Origin of the sequence: Wenyingzhuangia heitensis (genome assembly GCF_011762155.1) — a bacterium.
GTDB lineage: Bacteria > Bacteroidota > Bacteroidia > Flavobacteriales > Flavobacteriaceae > Wenyingzhuangia > Wenyingzhuangia heitensis.
Window position 1 is genome coordinate 2,015,689 of record NZ_JAASQL010000001.1, and the last position, 16,785, is coordinate 2,032,473.

Annotated in this window: 17 protein-coding genes; 8 read left to right on the plus strand and 9 right to left on the minus strand. The window is 30.9% G+C overall.

Going from position 1 to position 16,785, the window contains the following annotated elements:
• The first annotated feature begins 118 nt into the window (after positions 1-118).
• The gene (locus FHR24_RS08505; protein WP_167186719.1) at positions 119-1,978 is read left to right on the plus strand and encodes a B12-binding domain-containing radical SAM protein; all 1,860 of its coding nucleotides are present in this window, start codon (positions 119-121) and stop codon (positions 1,976-1,978) included.
• Positions 1,979-1,980: 2 nt separating this feature from the next.
• Here FHR24_RS08505 and FHR24_RS08510 read toward each other — a convergent pair whose 3' ends face one another.
• The 4 genes from FHR24_RS08510 to FHR24_RS08525 are packed head-to-tail and all read right to left on the minus strand — an operon-like array spanning position 1,981 to position 4,823.
• Complete coding sequence (locus FHR24_RS08510) at positions 1,981-2,751, minus strand: patatin-like phospholipase family protein (protein WP_167186723.1); 771 nt, start codon at positions 2,749-2,751, stop codon at positions 1,981-1,983.
• A 5-nt stretch (positions 2,752-2,756) separates the two neighbouring features.
• Positions 2,757-3,293: an RsmD family RNA methyltransferase gene (locus FHR24_RS08515; RefSeq protein WP_167186727.1), complete on the minus strand. Its 537-nt coding sequence runs from the start codon at positions 3,291-3,293 to the stop codon at positions 2,757-2,759.
• Positions 3,290-4,099 (minus strand): DUF3822 family protein, encoded by an 810-nt coding sequence (locus FHR24_RS08520; RefSeq protein WP_167186730.1) that lies wholly within the window; start codon positions 4,097-4,099, stop codon positions 3,290-3,292. Before FHR24_RS08520 ends, FHR24_RS08515 begins: the two co-directional genes overlap by 4 nt.
• Positions 4,092-4,823: a hypothetical protein gene (locus FHR24_RS08525; protein ID WP_167186733.1), complete on the minus strand. Its 732-nt coding sequence runs from the start codon at positions 4,821-4,823 to the stop codon at positions 4,092-4,094. The genes FHR24_RS08520 and FHR24_RS08525 overlap by 8 nt, the downstream gene beginning before the upstream one ends.
• Before the next feature lie 106 nt (positions 4,824-4,929).
• Between FHR24_RS08525 and FHR24_RS08530 the strand changes: the two genes are divergently transcribed.
• From FHR24_RS08530 to FHR24_RS08550, 5 genes are all read left to right on the plus strand, one after another.
• Positions 4,930-6,363 carry an ATP-dependent DNA helicase gene (locus tag FHR24_RS08530; protein WP_167186736.1) on the plus strand — a complete coding sequence of 478 codons (1,434 nt, stop codon included), beginning with the start codon at positions 4,930-4,932 and terminating at the stop codon, positions 6,361-6,363.
• A gap of 96 nt (positions 6,364-6,459) precedes the next feature.
• Complete coding sequence (locus tag FHR24_RS08535; protein WP_167186740.1) at positions 6,460-7,977, plus strand: alpha-L-fucosidase; 1,518 nt, start codon at positions 6,460-6,462, stop codon at positions 7,975-7,977.
• Between the two features lie 148 nt (positions 7,978-8,125).
• On the plus strand, positions 8,126-8,863 hold the full coding sequence (gene pxpA / locus FHR24_RS08540; protein WP_167186743.1) for a 5-oxoprolinase subunit PxpA: 738 nt from the start codon (positions 8,126-8,128) through the stop codon (positions 8,861-8,863).
• The gene (gene pxpB, locus FHR24_RS08545) at positions 8,853-9,533 is read left to right on the plus strand and encodes a 5-oxoprolinase subunit PxpB (RefSeq protein WP_167186746.1); all 681 of its coding nucleotides are present in this window, start codon (positions 8,853-8,855) and stop codon (positions 9,531-9,533) included. Before pxpA ends, pxpB begins: the two co-directional genes overlap by 11 nt.
• Positions 9,524-10,381, plus strand: coding sequence for a 5-oxoprolinase subunit C family protein (locus FHR24_RS08550; protein ID WP_167186749.1), 858 nt, complete (start codon positions 9,524-9,526; stop codon positions 10,379-10,381). The genes pxpB and FHR24_RS08550 overlap by 10 nt, the downstream gene beginning before the upstream one ends.
• A gap of 59 nt (positions 10,382-10,440) precedes the next feature.
• Here FHR24_RS08550 and FHR24_RS08555 read toward each other — a convergent pair whose 3' ends face one another.
• Both FHR24_RS08555 and FHR24_RS08560 read right to left on the minus strand, forming a co-directional pair.
• Positions 10,441-10,641: a hypothetical protein gene (locus FHR24_RS08555; RefSeq protein ID WP_167186752.1), complete on the minus strand. Its 201-nt coding sequence runs from the start codon at positions 10,639-10,641 to the stop codon at positions 10,441-10,443.
• 10 nt (positions 10,642-10,651) lie between these two features.
• Complete coding sequence (locus FHR24_RS08560; RefSeq protein WP_167186755.1) at positions 10,652-10,867, minus strand: hypothetical protein; 216 nt, start codon at positions 10,865-10,867, stop codon at positions 10,652-10,654.
• 108 nt (positions 10,868-10,975) lie between these two features.
• On the opposite strand from FHR24_RS08560, the gene FHR24_RS08565 reads away from it, so the two are divergent.
• Complete coding sequence (locus tag FHR24_RS08565; protein ID WP_167186758.1) at positions 10,976-11,980, plus strand: helix-turn-helix transcriptional regulator; 1,005 nt, start codon at positions 10,976-10,978, stop codon at positions 11,978-11,980.
• A gap of 57 nt (positions 11,981-12,037) precedes the next feature.
• Here FHR24_RS08565 and FHR24_RS08570 read toward each other — a convergent pair whose 3' ends face one another.
• The 3 genes from FHR24_RS08570 to FHR24_RS08580 all read right to left on the minus strand — a co-directional run bounded on the left by FHR24_RS08570 (position 12,038) and on the right by FHR24_RS08580 (position 14,203).
• The gene (locus tag FHR24_RS08570; protein WP_167186761.1) at positions 12,038-12,382 is read right to left on the minus strand and encodes a hypothetical protein; all 345 of its coding nucleotides are present in this window, start codon (positions 12,380-12,382) and stop codon (positions 12,038-12,040) included.
• Positions 12,383-12,496: 114 nt separating this feature from the next.
• Positions 12,497-13,177 carry a LytR/AlgR family response regulator transcription factor gene (locus tag FHR24_RS08575; protein ID WP_167186764.1) on the minus strand — a complete coding sequence of 227 codons (681 nt, stop codon included), beginning with the start codon at positions 13,175-13,177 and terminating at the stop codon, positions 12,497-12,499.
• A gap of 12 nt (positions 13,178-13,189) precedes the next feature.
• Positions 13,190-14,203, minus strand: a complete 1,014-nt coding sequence (locus FHR24_RS08580; protein ID WP_167186767.1) for a sensor histidine kinase — start codon at positions 14,201-14,203, stop codon at positions 13,190-13,192.
• 188 nt (positions 14,204-14,391) lie between these two features.
• Between FHR24_RS08580 and FHR24_RS08585 the strand changes: the two genes are divergently transcribed.
• On the plus strand, positions 14,392-16,773 hold the full coding sequence (locus FHR24_RS08585) for an outer membrane beta-barrel family protein (RefSeq protein ID WP_167186770.1): 2,382 nt from the start codon (positions 14,392-14,394) through the stop codon (positions 16,771-16,773).
• Positions 16,774-16,785 lie beyond the last annotated feature (12 nt).

The following is a 16,785-nucleotide window of genomic DNA, read 5'->3' on the forward strand; positions in this document are numbered from 1 at the left end:
AATTTTAGACCTACTTTGGCCACCCCGCCTTAGTAGGTCTTGCTATTTTTAAGATATACACTTTTATATATCAATATATTTTTAGTTAAGATTATCTTTGTAACCCTAAACAAACTTTATGTCTGTAAACACATTATTAATTACTCCACCTTTTACTCAATTAAACACCGCTTATCCTGCTACTGCTTACCTAAAAGGTTTTTTAGAATCTAAAAAGGTATCTGTGTCTCAAATGGATTTAAGTATTGAGTTGTTTACAGCAATTTTTACCAAAGAATTTATTGATGCTATTTTTAAACAAGCAGCAATGTTAGAAAATTATGATTATCCTTTGGTTTGGAAACAAAAAGAAGAGTATATAAATAAGGTAGAAACAGTAATGAATTATTTAAGACAGCAAGAAGTAACTGCTGCTTATCAAATTGTTCATAAAGATTTTTTACCTCACGGACATAGAAGAATTAAGTTAGATAAAGATTTAAGTACAGAATTTGGAAAGTTAGGAATTTTAGACAAAGCCAAACACATAGCTACTTTGTTTGTAGAAGAGCTAGGTGATTTTATAAATTCTAATGTTGATGAGTTTTTTTCTTTTACAAGATATGCAGAACATATAGCTAGGGCAGCCTCTAGTTTTGATACGATTGATGAGTTTTTACAATACGAAACTACATTAATAGAAGATGAAATGTTGTATTTGTTAAACGAAAAATTGCAAGAACAAGAGTTTAATCTAATTTGTTTTACGGTTCCTTTTCCTGGGAATTTGTTTTCAGCTTTGCGATGTGCTCAGTTTATCAAAACAGAATATCCACATATTAAAATAGCCATGGGAGGTGGTTATCCAAATACAGAATTAAGAAAACTGTCTGACCCTAGGATTTTTGAATTTATAGATTTTATAACTCTAGATGATGGAGAAGCTCCGTTGTTAAAAGTTACAGAGTATATAGATAGAAAAATAGACATTGATCAGCTAGAAAGAACTTATGTTTTGCAAAACAAAAAAGTTGTTTATATAAATAAAACTCCAAACACCATATTTCATCATAAAAATTTACCTGCACCTAGTTACATAGGTTTGCCTAATGGTAAATATTTGTCTTTTTTAGATGTGATGAATCCGATGCATCGAATGTGGTCTGATGGAAAATGGAACAAATTAACCATATCTCACGGTTGTTATTGGAAACAATGTTCTTTTTGTGACGTAACCTTAGATTATATAGGAAATTACGAGAACACTACAGCAGATGATTTGGTCAATAAAATTGAAAAAATAATTTCGGAAACAGGAGTTACAGGTTTTCATTTTGTTGATGAAGCTGCTCCACCTAAAATGTTACGTGCTTTAGCTAATAAACTACTAGAACGTAAAGTATATATTACGTGGTGGACAAACATTCGTTTTGAGAAAACATTTACAGCAGAATTATGCGCTCTTTTATCTAAATCAGGATGTATTGCAGTTACTGGAGGTTTAGAAGTGGCTTCTGATAGATTATTATCTAAAATGAAAAAAGGAGTAGATATTAGGCAAGTTGCTAGAGTAACCAAAGCATTTTCTAATGAAAATATTATGGTACATGCTTATTTAATGTTTGGTTTTCCTACAGAAACAGCTCAAGAAACGATAGATTCTTTAGAAGTTGTTCGTCAATTATTTTATCATAATTGTATACAATCTGGATTTTGGCATCAGTTTGCGTGTACAGCTCATAGTCCCGTAGGTAAAAATCCTGATGAATTTGAAATTAAAATTGTAGGTCCTAAATTTAAAGGTTTTGCAGAAAACGATTTGTATCATGAAGATCCAAAAGGAGCAGAGCATCATTTGTTTAGTGAAGGTTTAAATAGGGGATTGAATAACTATTTAAATCATAAAGGTTTTGAAATTCCTTTAGAGGATTATTTCGATTTTAAGGTGCCTAAAACAACCCTGTCAAAACAAATGATAGAAAAATACTTAGAAGTGTAGTCTTAAGTTATATAATTAGCAAAACTAATAAGTGTTTCTTCATATCCTTTCTGAATCAAACGTTCTGTTTGTGAGGTATGAATTCTATCAAAAGAAGATAAATCTGGAGTAATTAATACATCGGCTCTTTTAGTTTGCGCTTTAACGGCAGATTCTAAAGTAAAGTGAAAGCTATTTTGTAAGACCTCTATCATATTTTGAGGTTTGCCATACAAATGTTTTGCGTTTAAATCTACAGCTACAATATTTATAGCATTCATTTCTTCTAAAGCAGATATAGGTACGTTTTCAGAAATAGCACCATCTACCAGCATGGTGTCGTTAATAATAATAGGATTAAAAATTCCTGGAATGCAAGAACTGGCCATTACGGCTTTAGATACACTTCCTTTTCTTAAAATCACTTTTTCACCGTTAGCAATATCGGTAGCTAAAATGGCTAATGGTATTTTAGCATCTTCAATATTTACTTTGCCAATATTGGCTTCCATAAAATCGGCTATTTTGGTATTACTAAGCAAACCATATTTAGAAATTGAAAAAGCACTAATGTCTCTCCAACTAATTTCTAAGGCAATGTCTTTTACTCTGTCACAATTGTTATCAAAAGCATACAAACCAGCTACCATAGCACCAATGCTAGTACCAGCTATCCATTGTATATCTAGGCCTAGTTCTTCAATAGCCTTTAAAACACCAACATGTGCAGCACCTAAAACAGCTCCGCCACCTAAGGCCAAACCTATTTTATCTCCCTTTTTTAGTGTTTTCATCGTTCTTATTTTTCAAAAAAACTAAACATACAACCACCGTATCTTTTAGATTGAGTAAAATATTTAGTATTGCTTAAATCTGTTTGTTGAGAGTGTTCTATCACCAAAGTACCCTCTTCACTCAATAAATTATTTTCAAAAACCAAGTTTGCTATTTTAGAGAATTGTTCATCACTAAAATCATAAGGAGGATCTGCAAAAATAACATCATAAGTTCCACTGTGTTTTTCTAAAAAAGAAAAAACATCTGCCTTAATAGTGTCAATATCAAACTCTAGTTCTTTTGCTATTTTGTTGATGTAATAAATACATCCGCTATGTTTATCTACTGATAAAATATCTTCGGTACCTCTAGAAGCAAATTCAAAACTAATATTTCCTGTACCTGCAAATAGGTCTAAAACATTAATATCATTAAAATAGTACCAGTTGTTTATCATGTTAAATAGTCCCTCTTTAGCCATGTCTGTAGTAGGTCTAACGGGTAAATTGCTAGGGGCTGTTAATCTTCTAGACTTGTATTTTCCTGAGATGATTCTCATAAGTGTAATAAATTGTAATGTTCTTGAGGTAAAACTTTAATATCTTGATTTAGAAGAGTATTTAATTTAGCATATACTGAGACATTACGAACGTAATTGTAAATAACTTTAAAAGTTTCAGCTTGTTCATTAATCTCACCAAACAAAGTTAATGTAAATTGATTGGGGTCCATTTTTAATTGTTCTGCAACAAATAATAAATAGTAAGCAAAATCTTCTTTGGTAACATAACTAAAATAATTTGCTAAAACAAGTTGGTTGTTTTCTATGACCAATGTTTGAAGATTATTTTTAGATACGTTTACAAACATTTGTTTTTTAGAAATGGTAAATTCTTTTAAAATATTTTCTAAAAAAACGGTAGAAGAATGTAAATAGGTAAATGTTCCAAAAGAATCAAAAATAAAATTATTAATGTTTACAAATGGAATGTACACGTTGTTTGCATTGATGCAATCTATTTCATCATAACTTATAAAATCATTTTCAAAAGTTTTAATGGTATTCTCTAAATAATTAGATAACAAAGATTCATCAAAATAAGCTTTGGGTACAAAACTATTTAAATTGTTATGATGTATTAGAACAACTTCTTTATATGTTTTATGTAGTTCTTCTTCTTTTTCAAAAATAAGTTTTACTTCTTGTAGTAATTGATTTGGAGACGTTGTTGGAGTAGAAAACTCAATATGTTTAAAGGTTTCATATTGATTTTTTTCTGGAGTATAAGTACAAAAAGAAAATCCATCCGAACTTAATTGGATGGATAATCTTTTGTTGTTTTGTTGATGGTTTTCCTTATTCATTTCTAACCAATGCATCATATAATGGAGGCCAGTTTCCGTTAACACTTACCTCGTTTAAAGAACCAATACTAATAAATCCACCAGGGATATCATCTCCTCCTAAAGCTTCTTTTTCTTGCTTTATTAAAGATTTACTCATTCCTGTTAAAACATCTGCTTTGTCAATTTTTACTTCAAAAACGGAAGCTAAAATTTTGTTAGCTCTTAAAATAGCAGAAGTTTCAATTTTAAATTCTTGATCAGTACCAGGAATTTTTAACATGTTTTTATAATCACGACCTTCAAATATTTTGTCCTTTACAGCTTCATATCCAATTGTGTCAGTAACTTTCTTTTCTACTTCTACCCATAATGGAGACCAAGAAGTTCCTCTGTTTTCTTTTACAATTTCTGTATGAGTATCTGTTACAGGAAATTTAGCAGAGTCAATAAATTTAATCAAACCTTCACCACTACTAGTAAATTTCCCTAAAATTTCATTGTGAGCATCTTCTGCATCTGCAATTAATTTTAATTGTTTGATTACTTCAGCATAACGTACTTTTTTCTCTTCATGAAACTTAATAGGTTCCATAATACCACTGTATATAAGGTAAGACAAGTAACCTGCAGCTCCTAATAATACGATTGATATAATTGGAGTTAGTTTAATAGGTAAAAATTTCACAATTAGTAATGCTAATCCAAAAGCTACTACTACACCTAAAAGAATAAATAAAATCATTGTTTTTTGTTAATTTTATAATGAACGAAGACAAATCTACAATTTTTTTTTATTCATAAAAATTTTTAAGAGGTTTTCAATCTTTATATTTGTGTAAACTTTTTTCATGATTAAATCAGCACCAGAATTTTATAAAAGATTACATCAAAAATTTCCGTTTGATCCTACTAAAATTCAAGAAGAATTATTAAACCAATTGGCAGCGTTTTCTTTTGATACCGATGACGATGCCATCTTTATTTTAAAAGGATATGCAGGTACTGGTAAAACAACTAGTATAAGTACATTTGTAAACCATTTGTGGGAAGTGGGTAAAAAAGCGGTTTTATTAGCACCTACAGGTAGAGCTGCTAAGGTAATTTCTAATTACTCTAAGAAAAAAGCCTATACAATTCACAAAAAAATATACCATCCTAAAAAACAATCTAACGGAAATGTTGCTTTTGTAAAACAACCCAATAAGCACACAAATACTTTTTTTATTGTAGATGAATCTTCTATGATAGCCGATAGTTCTGGAGATGTTAGTCTGTTTGATAACAATTCTTTGTTAGACGATTTGATGGACTATGTATATAATGGTTTTAATTGTAAGTTGATTTTTATTGGAGATACTGCTCAGTTACCTCCTGTAAAATCTGAATTGAGTCCTGCCTTGTCTGAGGATACATTGGCTATAAATTATCAGAAAAACCCTTATTTGTTAGAATTAGACCAGGTAATGAGACAGAATGAAGGTTCTGGAATATTAACCAACGCAACTACATTAAGAGGACAATTAGACAGAGACGGTTTTTATGATTTTCAATTTGATTTAGATTTTCCAGACATTGTTCGTTTAGAAGATGGATACGATATTGAAGAAGCCATAACCAATGCTTATGACAAAGCAGGAGTAGAGGATACCGCTTTTATTGTACGATCTAACAAAAGAGCAAACCAATACAATCAACAAATAAGAACCAAAATACGTGGTCAAGAAAGTGAAATTTCTGCAGGAGACTATGTAATGATTGTAAAAAACAATTATTTCTGGTTAAAAGATACTACGGAGGCAGATTTTATAGCTAATGGAGACATTGCAGAAGTACAACAAATTTACAATATTAAAGAATTGTATGGTTTTAGGTTTGCTGAAGTTAAATTAAGGTTAATAGATTATGCGGATTTAAAACCTATTGATACCGTTTTGTTGCTAGACACGGTTACTTCCGAAAGTCCTTCGCTAACTTATGAGCAATCTAATAGGTTGTATCAAGAAGTTTTACAAGATTATGCCGATGAAAAATCTAAATACAAGCAAATGCTATCAGTTAAAAACAATCACTATTTTAACGCGTTGCAAATAAAGTTTGCTTATGCTATGACTTGTCATAAATCTCAAGGAGGGCAGTGGAACACTATTTTTATAGAACAACCTTATTTGCCAGATGGATTGACAAAAGATAGCATGCGTTGGCTGTATACAGCCATTACTAGAGCTAAAGAAAAGGTATATTTAATAGGTTTTGGTAAAGAATTTTTTGAAGATAGCCTTTAAAAATAAAACACTTGTTACAGTATTGAAATCATACGTTGTAGTGGGTTTGTATTAAAAAAACGTACTTACAGCTATCTAAACTAAATGCTTTTTTAAATGTATAAATACTTTAATCTACTATCAATTGCATTCTTAATTGCTTGTAATGGCAATAAAGAAACAGAAGCCGTAAATGTAAAAGAAACAAAAGAGGTTTATACAGCCAATTGGGAGTCTTTGTCTAAACATGCAGAAACTCCAGAATGGTTTAAAGATGCTAAGTTTGGAATTTATTTCCATTGGGGTGTTTACAGTGTCCCTGCTTTTGGTAGTGAATGGTACCCTAGCAAAATGTACATAAAAGGGACGAAAGAATACGAGCATCATAGAGCATTTTATGGTACGCAAGAAGCCTATGGATATCATAAATTTGTACCACAATTTAAAGCAGAAAAATTTAATGCAGAAGAATGGGTTGCTTTGTTTAAAAAAGCTGGAGCAAAGTTTGCAGGACCTGTAGCACAACATCACGATGGATTTGCTATGTGGAAAAGCAACGTAAATCCTTGGAATTCTTACAACAAAGGTCCTAAAATAGACATTACGGGAGAGTTAACAAAAGCAATTCGAAAAAATGACATGAAGTTGATAACCACCTTTCATCATGCTCGTAATTTACAACGAAATGCGAACAATTTAGATAGATGGGGAGCTTTTAATAGTCATTTTACTTACCATCCCAATTATGATACCTCTTCTAAAGATCCTGAATTAAGTTTACTGTATGGAAATATTTCTGCCGAAAAATTTCATCAAAATTGGTCAGCTCAAATAAATGAAGTTGTCAAACAATACCATCCAGATATGATTTGGTTTGACTCTTGGTTGAATTTTATTCCAGAAAAACGTGTACAACAAATGTGTGCTGATTATTTTAATCATGGAGTAGAGAATAACCAAGAAGTAGTGATTGGGTACAAACAGTCTGATTTACCAAAAGAAGTTGGAGTTTTAGACATTGAACAAGGAGGTAGAAAAGATATTACAGAAAGAGTTTGGATGACGGATATTACTTTAAGCAATCAATCTTGGTCTTATGTTAAAGGACAAACTTATAAAGATGCTACTTTGGTAATGCGTAATTTGATTGATGTGGTGAGTAAAAATGGAGTGGTATTGTTAAACGTATCTCCAAAAGCTGATGGTAGTATTCCTGTAGAACAACAAAAGGTATTGACAGAAATGGGAGATTGGTTTTCTAAATACGGAGAATCTATTTACAACACAAAACCATGGGATTTGTATGGTTTTGGAAATGCTACGGCCTCAGAAGGTCATTTTGGAGGACAATCTGCAACAGTAGCATATACGGCTAATGATATTCGATTTACACAATCTAAAGACGAAAAAAGTATGTATATGTTCTTTTTGGGAAAACCTAAAGTAGGAAAAGAATATACATTTAGACTGTTAGCAAAACATAGATATTGTCCTCATTCCAAAATTAAACGTTTGGTTGTTTTAGGAACAGATCAAGAGGTTACGTATGATTTTAGTGATACGGATATGAAAATAACCATTCCAGACATACCGATGGATTCTATAGCTACAGTTTTTAAATTCGAATTAGAATAATAACTCAAAACACTCTTAAAGGAGTGTTTTTTTTTGAGCCAAACTAAGCCAAATGACAGGCTAAATATTTTATAATTTAAAATAGATATATCGGTTGTTTGTTTTTTATTATTTCTAATTTCACTTGAAAATAATCAACAAATTAAGAATGATAGATATTAATGCCGATTTAGGAGAAGGTTTTTTGTTTGATGAAGAGCTAATGCAAAAAATATCTTCTTGTAACATTGCTTGTGGTGGGCATGCAGGTACCGAAAATTCTATGAGAGCTACTATCCGTTTAGCAAAAAAATACGGAGTTACTATTGGGGCACATCCTTCTTATCCCGATCCAGAACATTTTGGACGTAAAGACATAGAAATTGCTCCAGAATTGTTAAAAAGTAATTTGCAACATCAAATTCTAACATTGATAAACATTGCTAGAGAAGAAGGGGCTGTTGTTAGGTATGTAAAACCACACGGAGCGTTGTATAACAAAGCTGCTGTAGATGTTGATACTGCTAATTTATTGGTAGATGTAGTTAAAAATATTGAACCTAGTGTAGCTTTAATGGGCTTGTCGGGTTCTGTTTTAGAAACAATAGCAAAAAAAAATTATGTGTATTTTTTAAAAGAGAGCTTTGCTGATAGACGTTATAATAAAGATGGAACTTTGGTGAGTAGAACAGGAGAATTAGCGGTTATTCAAGATAAAGATGAAGTGTGGAAACAGCTACATCAGCTTTTAACAGAAAAAAAAATAATAAGTATACAGGGTACACCGTTAGATATATACGTAGATAGTATATGTTTTCATGGAGATACTCCAAAAGCGGTGGAATTAATATCATACGTTTATGATCAATTACAAGATAACCAAATAGCGATTAAAAATGCAATATGATGTAATTACATATGGTGAAAAAGCATTGCTGATGCAATTCAAAAATGAAATTTCAGTAGAGGTACATCTTCAGGTAAAAGCATGTTATTTGTATTTAAAAAACAATAAAATAAAAGGAATAGACTCTTTAATTCCTGCATACAACTCACTTACAATACTTTATAATCCAGATAGAATAGAAGGAAAGACTTTACAAATGTTTTTAGAAAACACCCCTTTTAAAGTTTCTGACGATGTAAAGGAAACCCAAAATACTGTAGAAATTCCCGTGTGTTATCAAGGAGATTTTGCTTTAGATATGAATGAAGTTTCTAAAAAAATAAATCTTTCAATTTCAGAAATCATAGAGCTACACACGGCCAAACCTTATTTAGTTTATATGTTGGGTTTTGCACCAGGTTTTATGTATTTAGGTGGTTTAGATAAGCGTTTGCATATGCCTAGAAAAGAAACTCCAAGATTAAAAATTCCAGCAGGAGCGGTTGGGTTGGCAGATCAGCAAACAGGAGTATATCCCTTAGAAACCCCAGGTGGATGGCAAATTATAGGACAAACCCCGCTACAACTTTTTTCTAAAGAAAAACCGGCATTAGTTTCTATGGGAGATTTAGTACAGTTTGTTCCAATTTCAGCAAAAGAATTTCATAAAATTAAAAAAGAATGCAAATAGAAATTATTTCATTGGGACTATCTGCAACATTACAAGATGGAGGAAGAACTCAATTTTTAGACAAGGGAATTCCGCGTGCTGGTTTTATGGATATAGATGCAGCACATTTAGCCAATATATTGTTAAATAGAGATCCAAACGCAGTGTTGATTGAAATGATGCTTTTAGGAATAAAATTTAAGGTAAATAAAGCTGTATCTATTGCCATTACAGGAGCAAATATGCATCCTAAAGTGAATGGAGAACAAGTTGCCATAAACAAGGTGATACAGGTTCCTAAAGATGGAATTGTTTCTTTGTCTGGAGCAAGTAGCGGAATGTATGGTTATCTTTCTTTTTCTGGAGACATAAATGTGGAATCTGTTTTTGAAAGTAAATCTACATATCTAACAGCAGCTATAGGAGGGTTAAATGGAAAGGCTCTAAAAAAAGGAGATCTTCTTTCGGTAATTAATACAAATTCTGTGAGTAGTAATGCTAAAATAAAAGCGACTACTTATAAAAATACAATTCAAATTGAATGTTTAAAAGGTCCCGAATGGCATCAATTTAAAAAAGAAACACAAGATCAGTTGTTAAACACAACGTATACGGTTAGCAAAAACAGCAATAGAATCGGAATTCGTTTAGAGGGAACTCCTATAAAAATGCCTAGTGTTGATGAAATCATATCTTCTGGAATTGTAAAAGGAACGGTACAAATTACCAAAGCCGGAAACCCTATTGTAATGATGGCTGATGCACCAACTACAGGTGGTTATATGCGATTGGTAAATTTAACCGAAAAAGCCATTAATCAATTAGCACAATTGCCAATAGGTGGTAAAGTACAGTTTGTGTTAAAGTGAATTCATTTTTTGCTTATTTATGTGATTTAAAATTATTTAAAAGGGTTTTATGTTTTAAATCAGAATTTATCTAAAAAAGTTAGTATTATAATAAATGATATTATAAATATTTTTGCGCAATATTTTCCTACCAATTTTGAGTTTCTTGCTTGTGCAGCATAGGTATATCCCATTCTTTTTTCTTCTCCAAAAAATATTTTACGAAAATAAATAGTAATAATTAATGAGCCTATAAATGCTAATATTGAGTCAGTTTCCATTCTTTCTTTTTTAAGCAGTTATGTTATTGTTAGGATTGTTGTTTTTTAAAGGGAAAAAACTTATTTCAAAAAAATGTTCTTTTTCTTCAAGCTTTTCATTTTTAGAAATCCATAAACCCATCAATTCATCAAATTCTTGCTCTGGTAATTCCTTTTGGTTGATGATTTTGTCGTAAATACGGTTTAAGTTTTTTCTTTGTTGATGTAATGTCAATTCGGTTTTCATAAGTGTTTATTTTATTTATTACAAATATGAAAGTCATGTGTGCTTTCTTTCTGCACAATTGATTATTTTAGCTATAATATTAAATACATCAATAAATAAACCTAAGCAATGGCAACTAATAAAAATGCAATCATTCGTTATCAGGCATTAGATAAATGTTTTAGAAATACAGGAAAAAACTATGCAATGCTTGATTTGATAGCAGTTTGTAATAAGGCTTTGTATGATTTTAATGGAAGTAGTGCTGGAATTAAGCGTAGACAAGTGTACGAGGATATTAATTTTATGAAAAGTGAGCAAGGCTATGGTGTAGAGTTAGAGGTTACCAAACAAGGAAGAACTGCTTATTATAGGTATGTAAACCCTAACTTTTCTATCAACAATCAACCTATGAACGAAACAGAAGCACAGCAGTTAAAAGAGGCTTTGTTAACGTTAAACAGAATTAAAGGAATGCCTCAATTTGGTTGGGTAGAAGAACTAACATTAAAGTTGGAAAAAGATTTTAATATACACGAAACACCTAGAGAAATTTTAGGTTTTGAAAACAATCCTTACTTAAAAGGATTGGAGTATTTAAACGAGTTGTTTAATGCCATTTTGTATAAAAAAGTATTGTCTATAGGATACCAAACATTTAGGAGAAATGAAGTAGAAGAATTTTCTATGCATCCACAATATCTAAAACAATACAATAACCGGTGGTTTGTGTTAGGTACACATTCTAAATACAATCCTGTTACTACATTGGCTATTGATAGAATTGAATTTGTGAAAGAAAGTAGCGATACATATATAGAATCGGATATTGATTTTACAGAAAGATATGAGGATATTATTGGTATTACTAGAGGCTTAGATACTGAATTGACAAAAATTACTTTACACGCTAACACTAGTCTATCTTCTTATATGATAACTTCTCCGTTACATGGAAGTCAGAAAAATGGAGAAATAAATAAAAATGGATTGACATTTACCTTAGATGTAATTCCTAATTACGAACTAGAACAACAAATACTATCTTATGGTGAAGCAATTAAAGTTGTAGAACCTACTTGGTTTGTGCAAAAAATAAAAGATAGAATTAAAGTAAGTTTAGAAAACTACTAACAAAAAAAATCCCAAAAACGAAATTTCGTTTTTGGGATTTTACACAGAAAATATAAATTATTTTTTTCTCCATGCTGCTTTTAAAGCATCATTTTGTTCAGGTGTTAAAACCTCAGAAATTTTATTGTTTTTTTCTTTTAATTCGGGTTTAAGAGCAGTCCACAACTCTTTTTTGTCTTTAATTTTTTTTCCTTTTTCAGATCTAATTAAAACAAACTCCTTAATAATGGCACTAACCTTTTCTGTTTGTTCAGTAGTTAAAACCAATTTAGCATCCGTTGCAGATAATTGTTTGTTGGTTTTGACTACTTCATTTTTCACTTGATTGTCAATCCATTTTTGAGAAAAAGCACTTGTACTTACTACAATTGCCAATCCAAATAAAATCTTTTTTAAACTCATTTTAATATATTTTGGTTAATACATCAAAACTAATTTAGCAGGTTTAAAAGAATAGTTCTTTGCGTACAAAAAAAGTGTCGCTCTGTATATTTACGGGTATAGTCGCTTAATTGTTTAAGCGATTACCTTAAAAAAAGCATATTTGTAAGCTCTACCAATAGGAGTTGTATATTCTTTATGCAAATACACTTGGTTGCTTGTTACCTTGTCTATTTTGTTAATATTGATTAAGTAAGATTTATGAACACGTATAAAATTATAAGCTTTTAAATGTTTTTCCCAATAACGTAAAGGTTCTGAGGATACTATTTTTTGATTTGACGTGTTGATCTCTGTATAATCTGTGTCAGACTTTATAAAAATGATTTCAGAAATTTTTACTTTGATATGTTCGTAACCAGATTTTACAAAAATATCAGTAGTAGCTGTTTGCTGTTGATCTTGGTTTGCAGTTGTCTTTATTTTGTGAACAGCTTGCACAAAACGCTGAAAAGAAAAAGGTTTTAACAAATAATCTACCACATTTAAACTGTATCCTTCTAGAGCATAATCCGCAAAAGCTGTGGTAAATATTACTTGAGGAGGATTGTTATACGTTTTTAAAAAATCAATCCCCGATAATTTGGGCAAATGAATGTCTAAAAACAAAAGGTCAATTTCTTGAGTTTCCAAAAACTGTATCGCTTCTAAAGCATTGGTAAATGTTGCTTTTAATTGTAACGTACCTATATCGTTAATGTATTTTTTTAAAATACGTTGTGCAGGCAACTGATCTTCAATAATAATACAATTCATATTTAGAGGCTATTAATTTAACTCTAGTTTTAAAAATACGTTATAGCTGTGTTTATTTGCTTTAATTTCTAAAGAATGTGAATTAGGATATAACATTTCTAATCGTTTTTTTACATTTATCAAACCAATTCCTTTAGATAAGTTTTGGGTATTAGACTTTGGTAGGTAATTATTGGTACATGTAAAAACTAATACACCATTGTTAGCTACGGTTAAATCAATCTTAATTTCAATATTATCTGTTAAACTAGAGCTGCTGTGTTTAAAAGCATTTTCTACAAAAACCATAAACAACAAAGGAGCAATGTTAAAAGATTGTAGGTTTTTAGATGTGGTAAAAAATACCTCTCCACGACCTTCTATTTGCAATTCGTTTAGTTTGATAAAATTTTCTAAATGTTCAACTTCTTTGGTAAGTGCTACGTATTGTGTTTTACAGTCATATAACATATAGCGTAACATGTCTGACAAACCTAAAATAAAATCAGGAGTCTTGCTAGATTGTTCTATCGCCAAAGCGTATAAGTTGTTTAAATTATTAAATAAAAAATGAGGGTTTATTTGTGTCTTTAAAAACTGAAGTTCACTTTCTTTAGCCAACAACTCTAATTGTTTAGTACGTTTGCGTTCTGTAATGGCATCCCAAGCAAATTTTGCTCCCAATAAAATTAATATAGTAGGAAGTATGTCTAATAAATCAAAAATTTTAGCGGTTATATTTCTCCCTTTTGTATAGGGAAAATAAATACGTTCTAAAATTCCTTCTTCTACAAAAACAACAATCCCCAAAACAACGGCAGAATAGATTGCAAAATGCCAATTTTTATTTTTATAAAAAAAGCGAGGCAAGAATACAAAGCCAATAACATAGGCTCCTAAAGATTGATTGCTAAAAAAAATAAATTCTTGAAGTGTAATAATTCTATCATGTCTACCATAGGAATACAAAATAAAAACTAGTCCGGCCAAGGTTAGCTGAAAACTAAGTTCTTTTATAATTTGTAAATAGTTAATTTTTGCTTGCATACTTACAAAGCTATTAAAATGATTTTTTGAATGTTTAAAAAATCTGCAAACACCAAAAAGAAGGTTGTTAACGTCAAAACTGACTTGTATTTGTTGTTTGCAATATAGTTTTTGTCGTTTACAGAATAGATTTTTTAATAACTGTATTTCTTACTTTTTTTGTAGTTCAAAAAATAAATATTACTTGTATGAAGAATAGACTACCAAAAATAGTGTTACTAATTTTGGTTCTTTTGGGGAATTATTCCTTAATGGGGCAACAAAAAAATGCACATATTGTTTTAGGAGAAATTAAAGACGGAAGTACGCAAACGACCATACCTTATGCAACTATTTCGGTAGTAAATGCAGCTACAAAACAAATTTTATCTGGAACCATTTCTAATGATGCAGGTACGTTTAGCATTAAAACTACCGCAACAGATTTTTATGTAGAAATAAGTTTTATGGGGTTTAAAACCAAAACTATTAAAGATATTGATGTAAAGCAAAGTCGTATCAACCTGGGAACGGTAATTTTAGAAGAAGACAGTGAGCAACTAGCTGCGGTAGAAGTAAGAGCAGAAGTGTCTAAAACACAATTTAAGTTAGATAGAAAAGTATTTAACGTGGGTAAAGACATTGCTAGTACAGGTGTAAGTGCCTTAGAGGTGTTAAACAACGTACCGTCTGTTAACGTAAATATAGAAGGAGAAGTAAGTTTAAGAGGAAGCGGTGGAGTTCAGATTTTAATAGATGGAAAACCGTCTGTATTGGCAGATGATAGTAGTAATGCTTTGGGTACTATTACAGCAGATATGATAGAGAGTATTGAGGTAATTACCAATCCATCAGCTAAGTATGATGCTGAAGGAACTGCAGGTTTGCTAAATATTATTTTAAAGAAAGAAGAAAAAAGAGGGTTGAATGGTTCCATATCTTTAAACACAGGAACTCCAGACAATCATAGTGTTGGGGTGAGTTTAAATAGAAGAACCGAGAAATTTAATTTGTTTACCCAATTAGGTGGTGGATATAGGTCTATGCCAAGAGATAATGAAAATAGCAACTTAAACAAAGAGAATGATAGCAAGGTAGAGAGTTACGGTACGAATTATCGTAACGAATCATTCTTTAATTTTATTTTAGGAACCGATTATCATATAGATGATTACAATGTGTTAACCTTGTCTGGTAATGTTGCTTATGAATGGGAAGACCAACCGTCTAGAACCAATTATCGTTCTTTTGATAATGATGTGTTAAATAGCGAATGGTATAGAGTTGAAAACACTCAAGCACTAAACCCTAAATGGCAGTACGAGTTTAACTACAAAAAAGAGTTTAAAAATAACAAAGAGCATACGTTGTTATTTAGTGCATTGGGAAGGTTTTTTGGAAAAGACACAGATTCTGATTTTAACAATGCGACTACTTTTGGAACAAATGATCAAGATCAATTACAAGAAACCAATACAGATTTTCAACAATCTGACTATACTTTTAAGTTAGACTACACCAATCCTATTACTGATGAATATACAATTGAAGCAGGAAGTCAATACGTAATAAATGATGTAGGAAATGATTATGAAGTAAGAGATTACAATGGAACTGAGTTTGTAGCAGATCCAGAATTGACAAATAATTTTGAATACAATCAAAAAGTATTGGCTGTATACGGTACAGGAGCTTTTGAAGGAAATAATTGGGGCTTAAAATTAGGTTTGCGTGTAGAGAATACAGATTTAAAAACCTTGCTAACCAATAACAATCAAGAGAATAATCAAACGTATACAGACTTTTTCCCTAGTCTGCACACTTCTTATAAAGTCACAGATGATTTTTCTGTTCAGGCAGGATATTCTAAAAGAATTTACAGACCTCGTTTGTGGGATTTAAATCCGTTTTTTAGCATTCGTGATAACTTTAACATTCGTGCAGGTAACCCAAACTTGTTACCAGAATATACCAATTCTTTTGAGGTTACTGGAATTTATAAAATAGGAAAAGCAACGATGAATAGTAGTGTGTATCATCGTTACACAACAGATGTTATGGAGCGTATTGCTATTTTTGATGATAATGTTACGACTACAACTCCCTTTAATATTGGAACTAAAAATACAACAGGAGTAGAGGTAAACGGTAAATACAGTCCTATAAAATGGTTGACTTTTAATGGAGATTTTAACTGGAACTATTTTAGTAGAGAAGGAGAGTACAATGCGCAAAATTTTGATTTTGATGGAGATAGTTGGAGTTCTAGAGTTACATCAAAAATTGGTTTCCCTGAAGATATTGATTTAGAAATTACAGGGAATTATCGATCTTCGTACAAAACAGTTCAAGGGGAAACTTCTGGTTTTGCATTTGCAGATATTGGACTACGTAAAAAAATATTAAAAGGAAAAGCGGTAATCAACCTAGCGGTTAGAGATTTGTTTGCTTCTAGAATTAGTGAAACAATTATTGATAATGATACTACTTATCAATATAGTTTTGGACAACGAGGACGTTTTTTTACCTTAGGCTTTAGTTACGGTTTTGGTAAAGGAGAAGCGATGACGTATTCAGGTAAAAGAAGATAAATTTAAATATAT

Bases quoted from the DNA above. Each gene is read 5' to 3' on its own strand.
- FHR24_RS08505 (WP_167186719.1), top strand. From the start codon at position 119: ATGTCTGTAAACACATTATTAATTACTCCACCTTTTACTCAATTAAAC.
- FHR24_RS08510 (WP_167186723.1), bottom strand. From the start codon at position 2,751: ATGAAAACACTAAAAAAGGGAGATAAAATAGGTTTGGCCTTAGGTGGC.
- FHR24_RS08515 (WP_167186727.1), bottom strand. From the start codon at position 3,293: ATGAGAATCATCTCAGGAAAATACAAGTCTAGAAGATTAACAGCCCCT.
- FHR24_RS08520 (WP_167186730.1), bottom strand. From the start codon at position 4,099: ATGAATAAGGAAAACCATCAACAAAACAACAAAAGATTATCCATCCAA.
- FHR24_RS08525 (WP_167186733.1), bottom strand. From the start codon at position 4,823: ATGATTTTATTTATTCTTTTAGGTGTAGTAGTAGCTTTTGGATTAGCA.
- FHR24_RS08530 (WP_167186736.1), top strand. From the start codon at position 4,930: ATGATTAAATCAGCACCAGAATTTTATAAAAGATTACATCAAAAATTT.
- FHR24_RS08535 (WP_167186740.1), top strand. From the start codon at position 6,460: ATGTATAAATACTTTAATCTACTATCAATTGCATTCTTAATTGCTTGT.
- pxpA (WP_167186743.1), top strand. From the start codon at position 8,126: ATGATAGATATTAATGCCGATTTAGGAGAAGGTTTTTTGTTTGATGAA.
- pxpB (WP_167186746.1), top strand. From the start codon at position 8,853: ATGCAATATGATGTAATTACATATGGTGAAAAAGCATTGCTGATGCAA.
- FHR24_RS08550 (WP_167186749.1), top strand. From the start codon at position 9,524: ATGCAAATAGAAATTATTTCATTGGGACTATCTGCAACATTACAAGAT.
- FHR24_RS08555 (WP_167186752.1), bottom strand. From the start codon at position 10,641: ATGGAAACTGACTCAATATTAGCATTTATAGGCTCATTAATTATTACT.
- FHR24_RS08560 (WP_167186755.1), bottom strand. From the start codon at position 10,867: ATGAAAACCGAATTGACATTACATCAACAAAGAAAAAACTTAAACCGT.
- FHR24_RS08565 (WP_167186758.1), top strand. From the start codon at position 10,976: ATGGCAACTAATAAAAATGCAATCATTCGTTATCAGGCATTAGATAAA.
- FHR24_RS08570 (WP_167186761.1), bottom strand. From the start codon at position 12,382: ATGAGTTTAAAAAAGATTTTATTTGGATTGGCAATTGTAGTAAGTACA.
- FHR24_RS08575 (WP_167186764.1), bottom strand. From the start codon at position 13,177: ATGAATTGTATTATTATTGAAGATCAGTTGCCTGCACAACGTATTTTA.
- FHR24_RS08580 (WP_167186767.1), bottom strand. From the start codon at position 14,203: ATGCAAGCAAAAATTAACTATTTACAAATTATAAAAGAACTTAGTTTT.
- FHR24_RS08585 (WP_167186770.1), top strand. From the start codon at position 14,392: ATGAAGAATAGACTACCAAAAATAGTGTTACTAATTTTGGTTCTTTTG.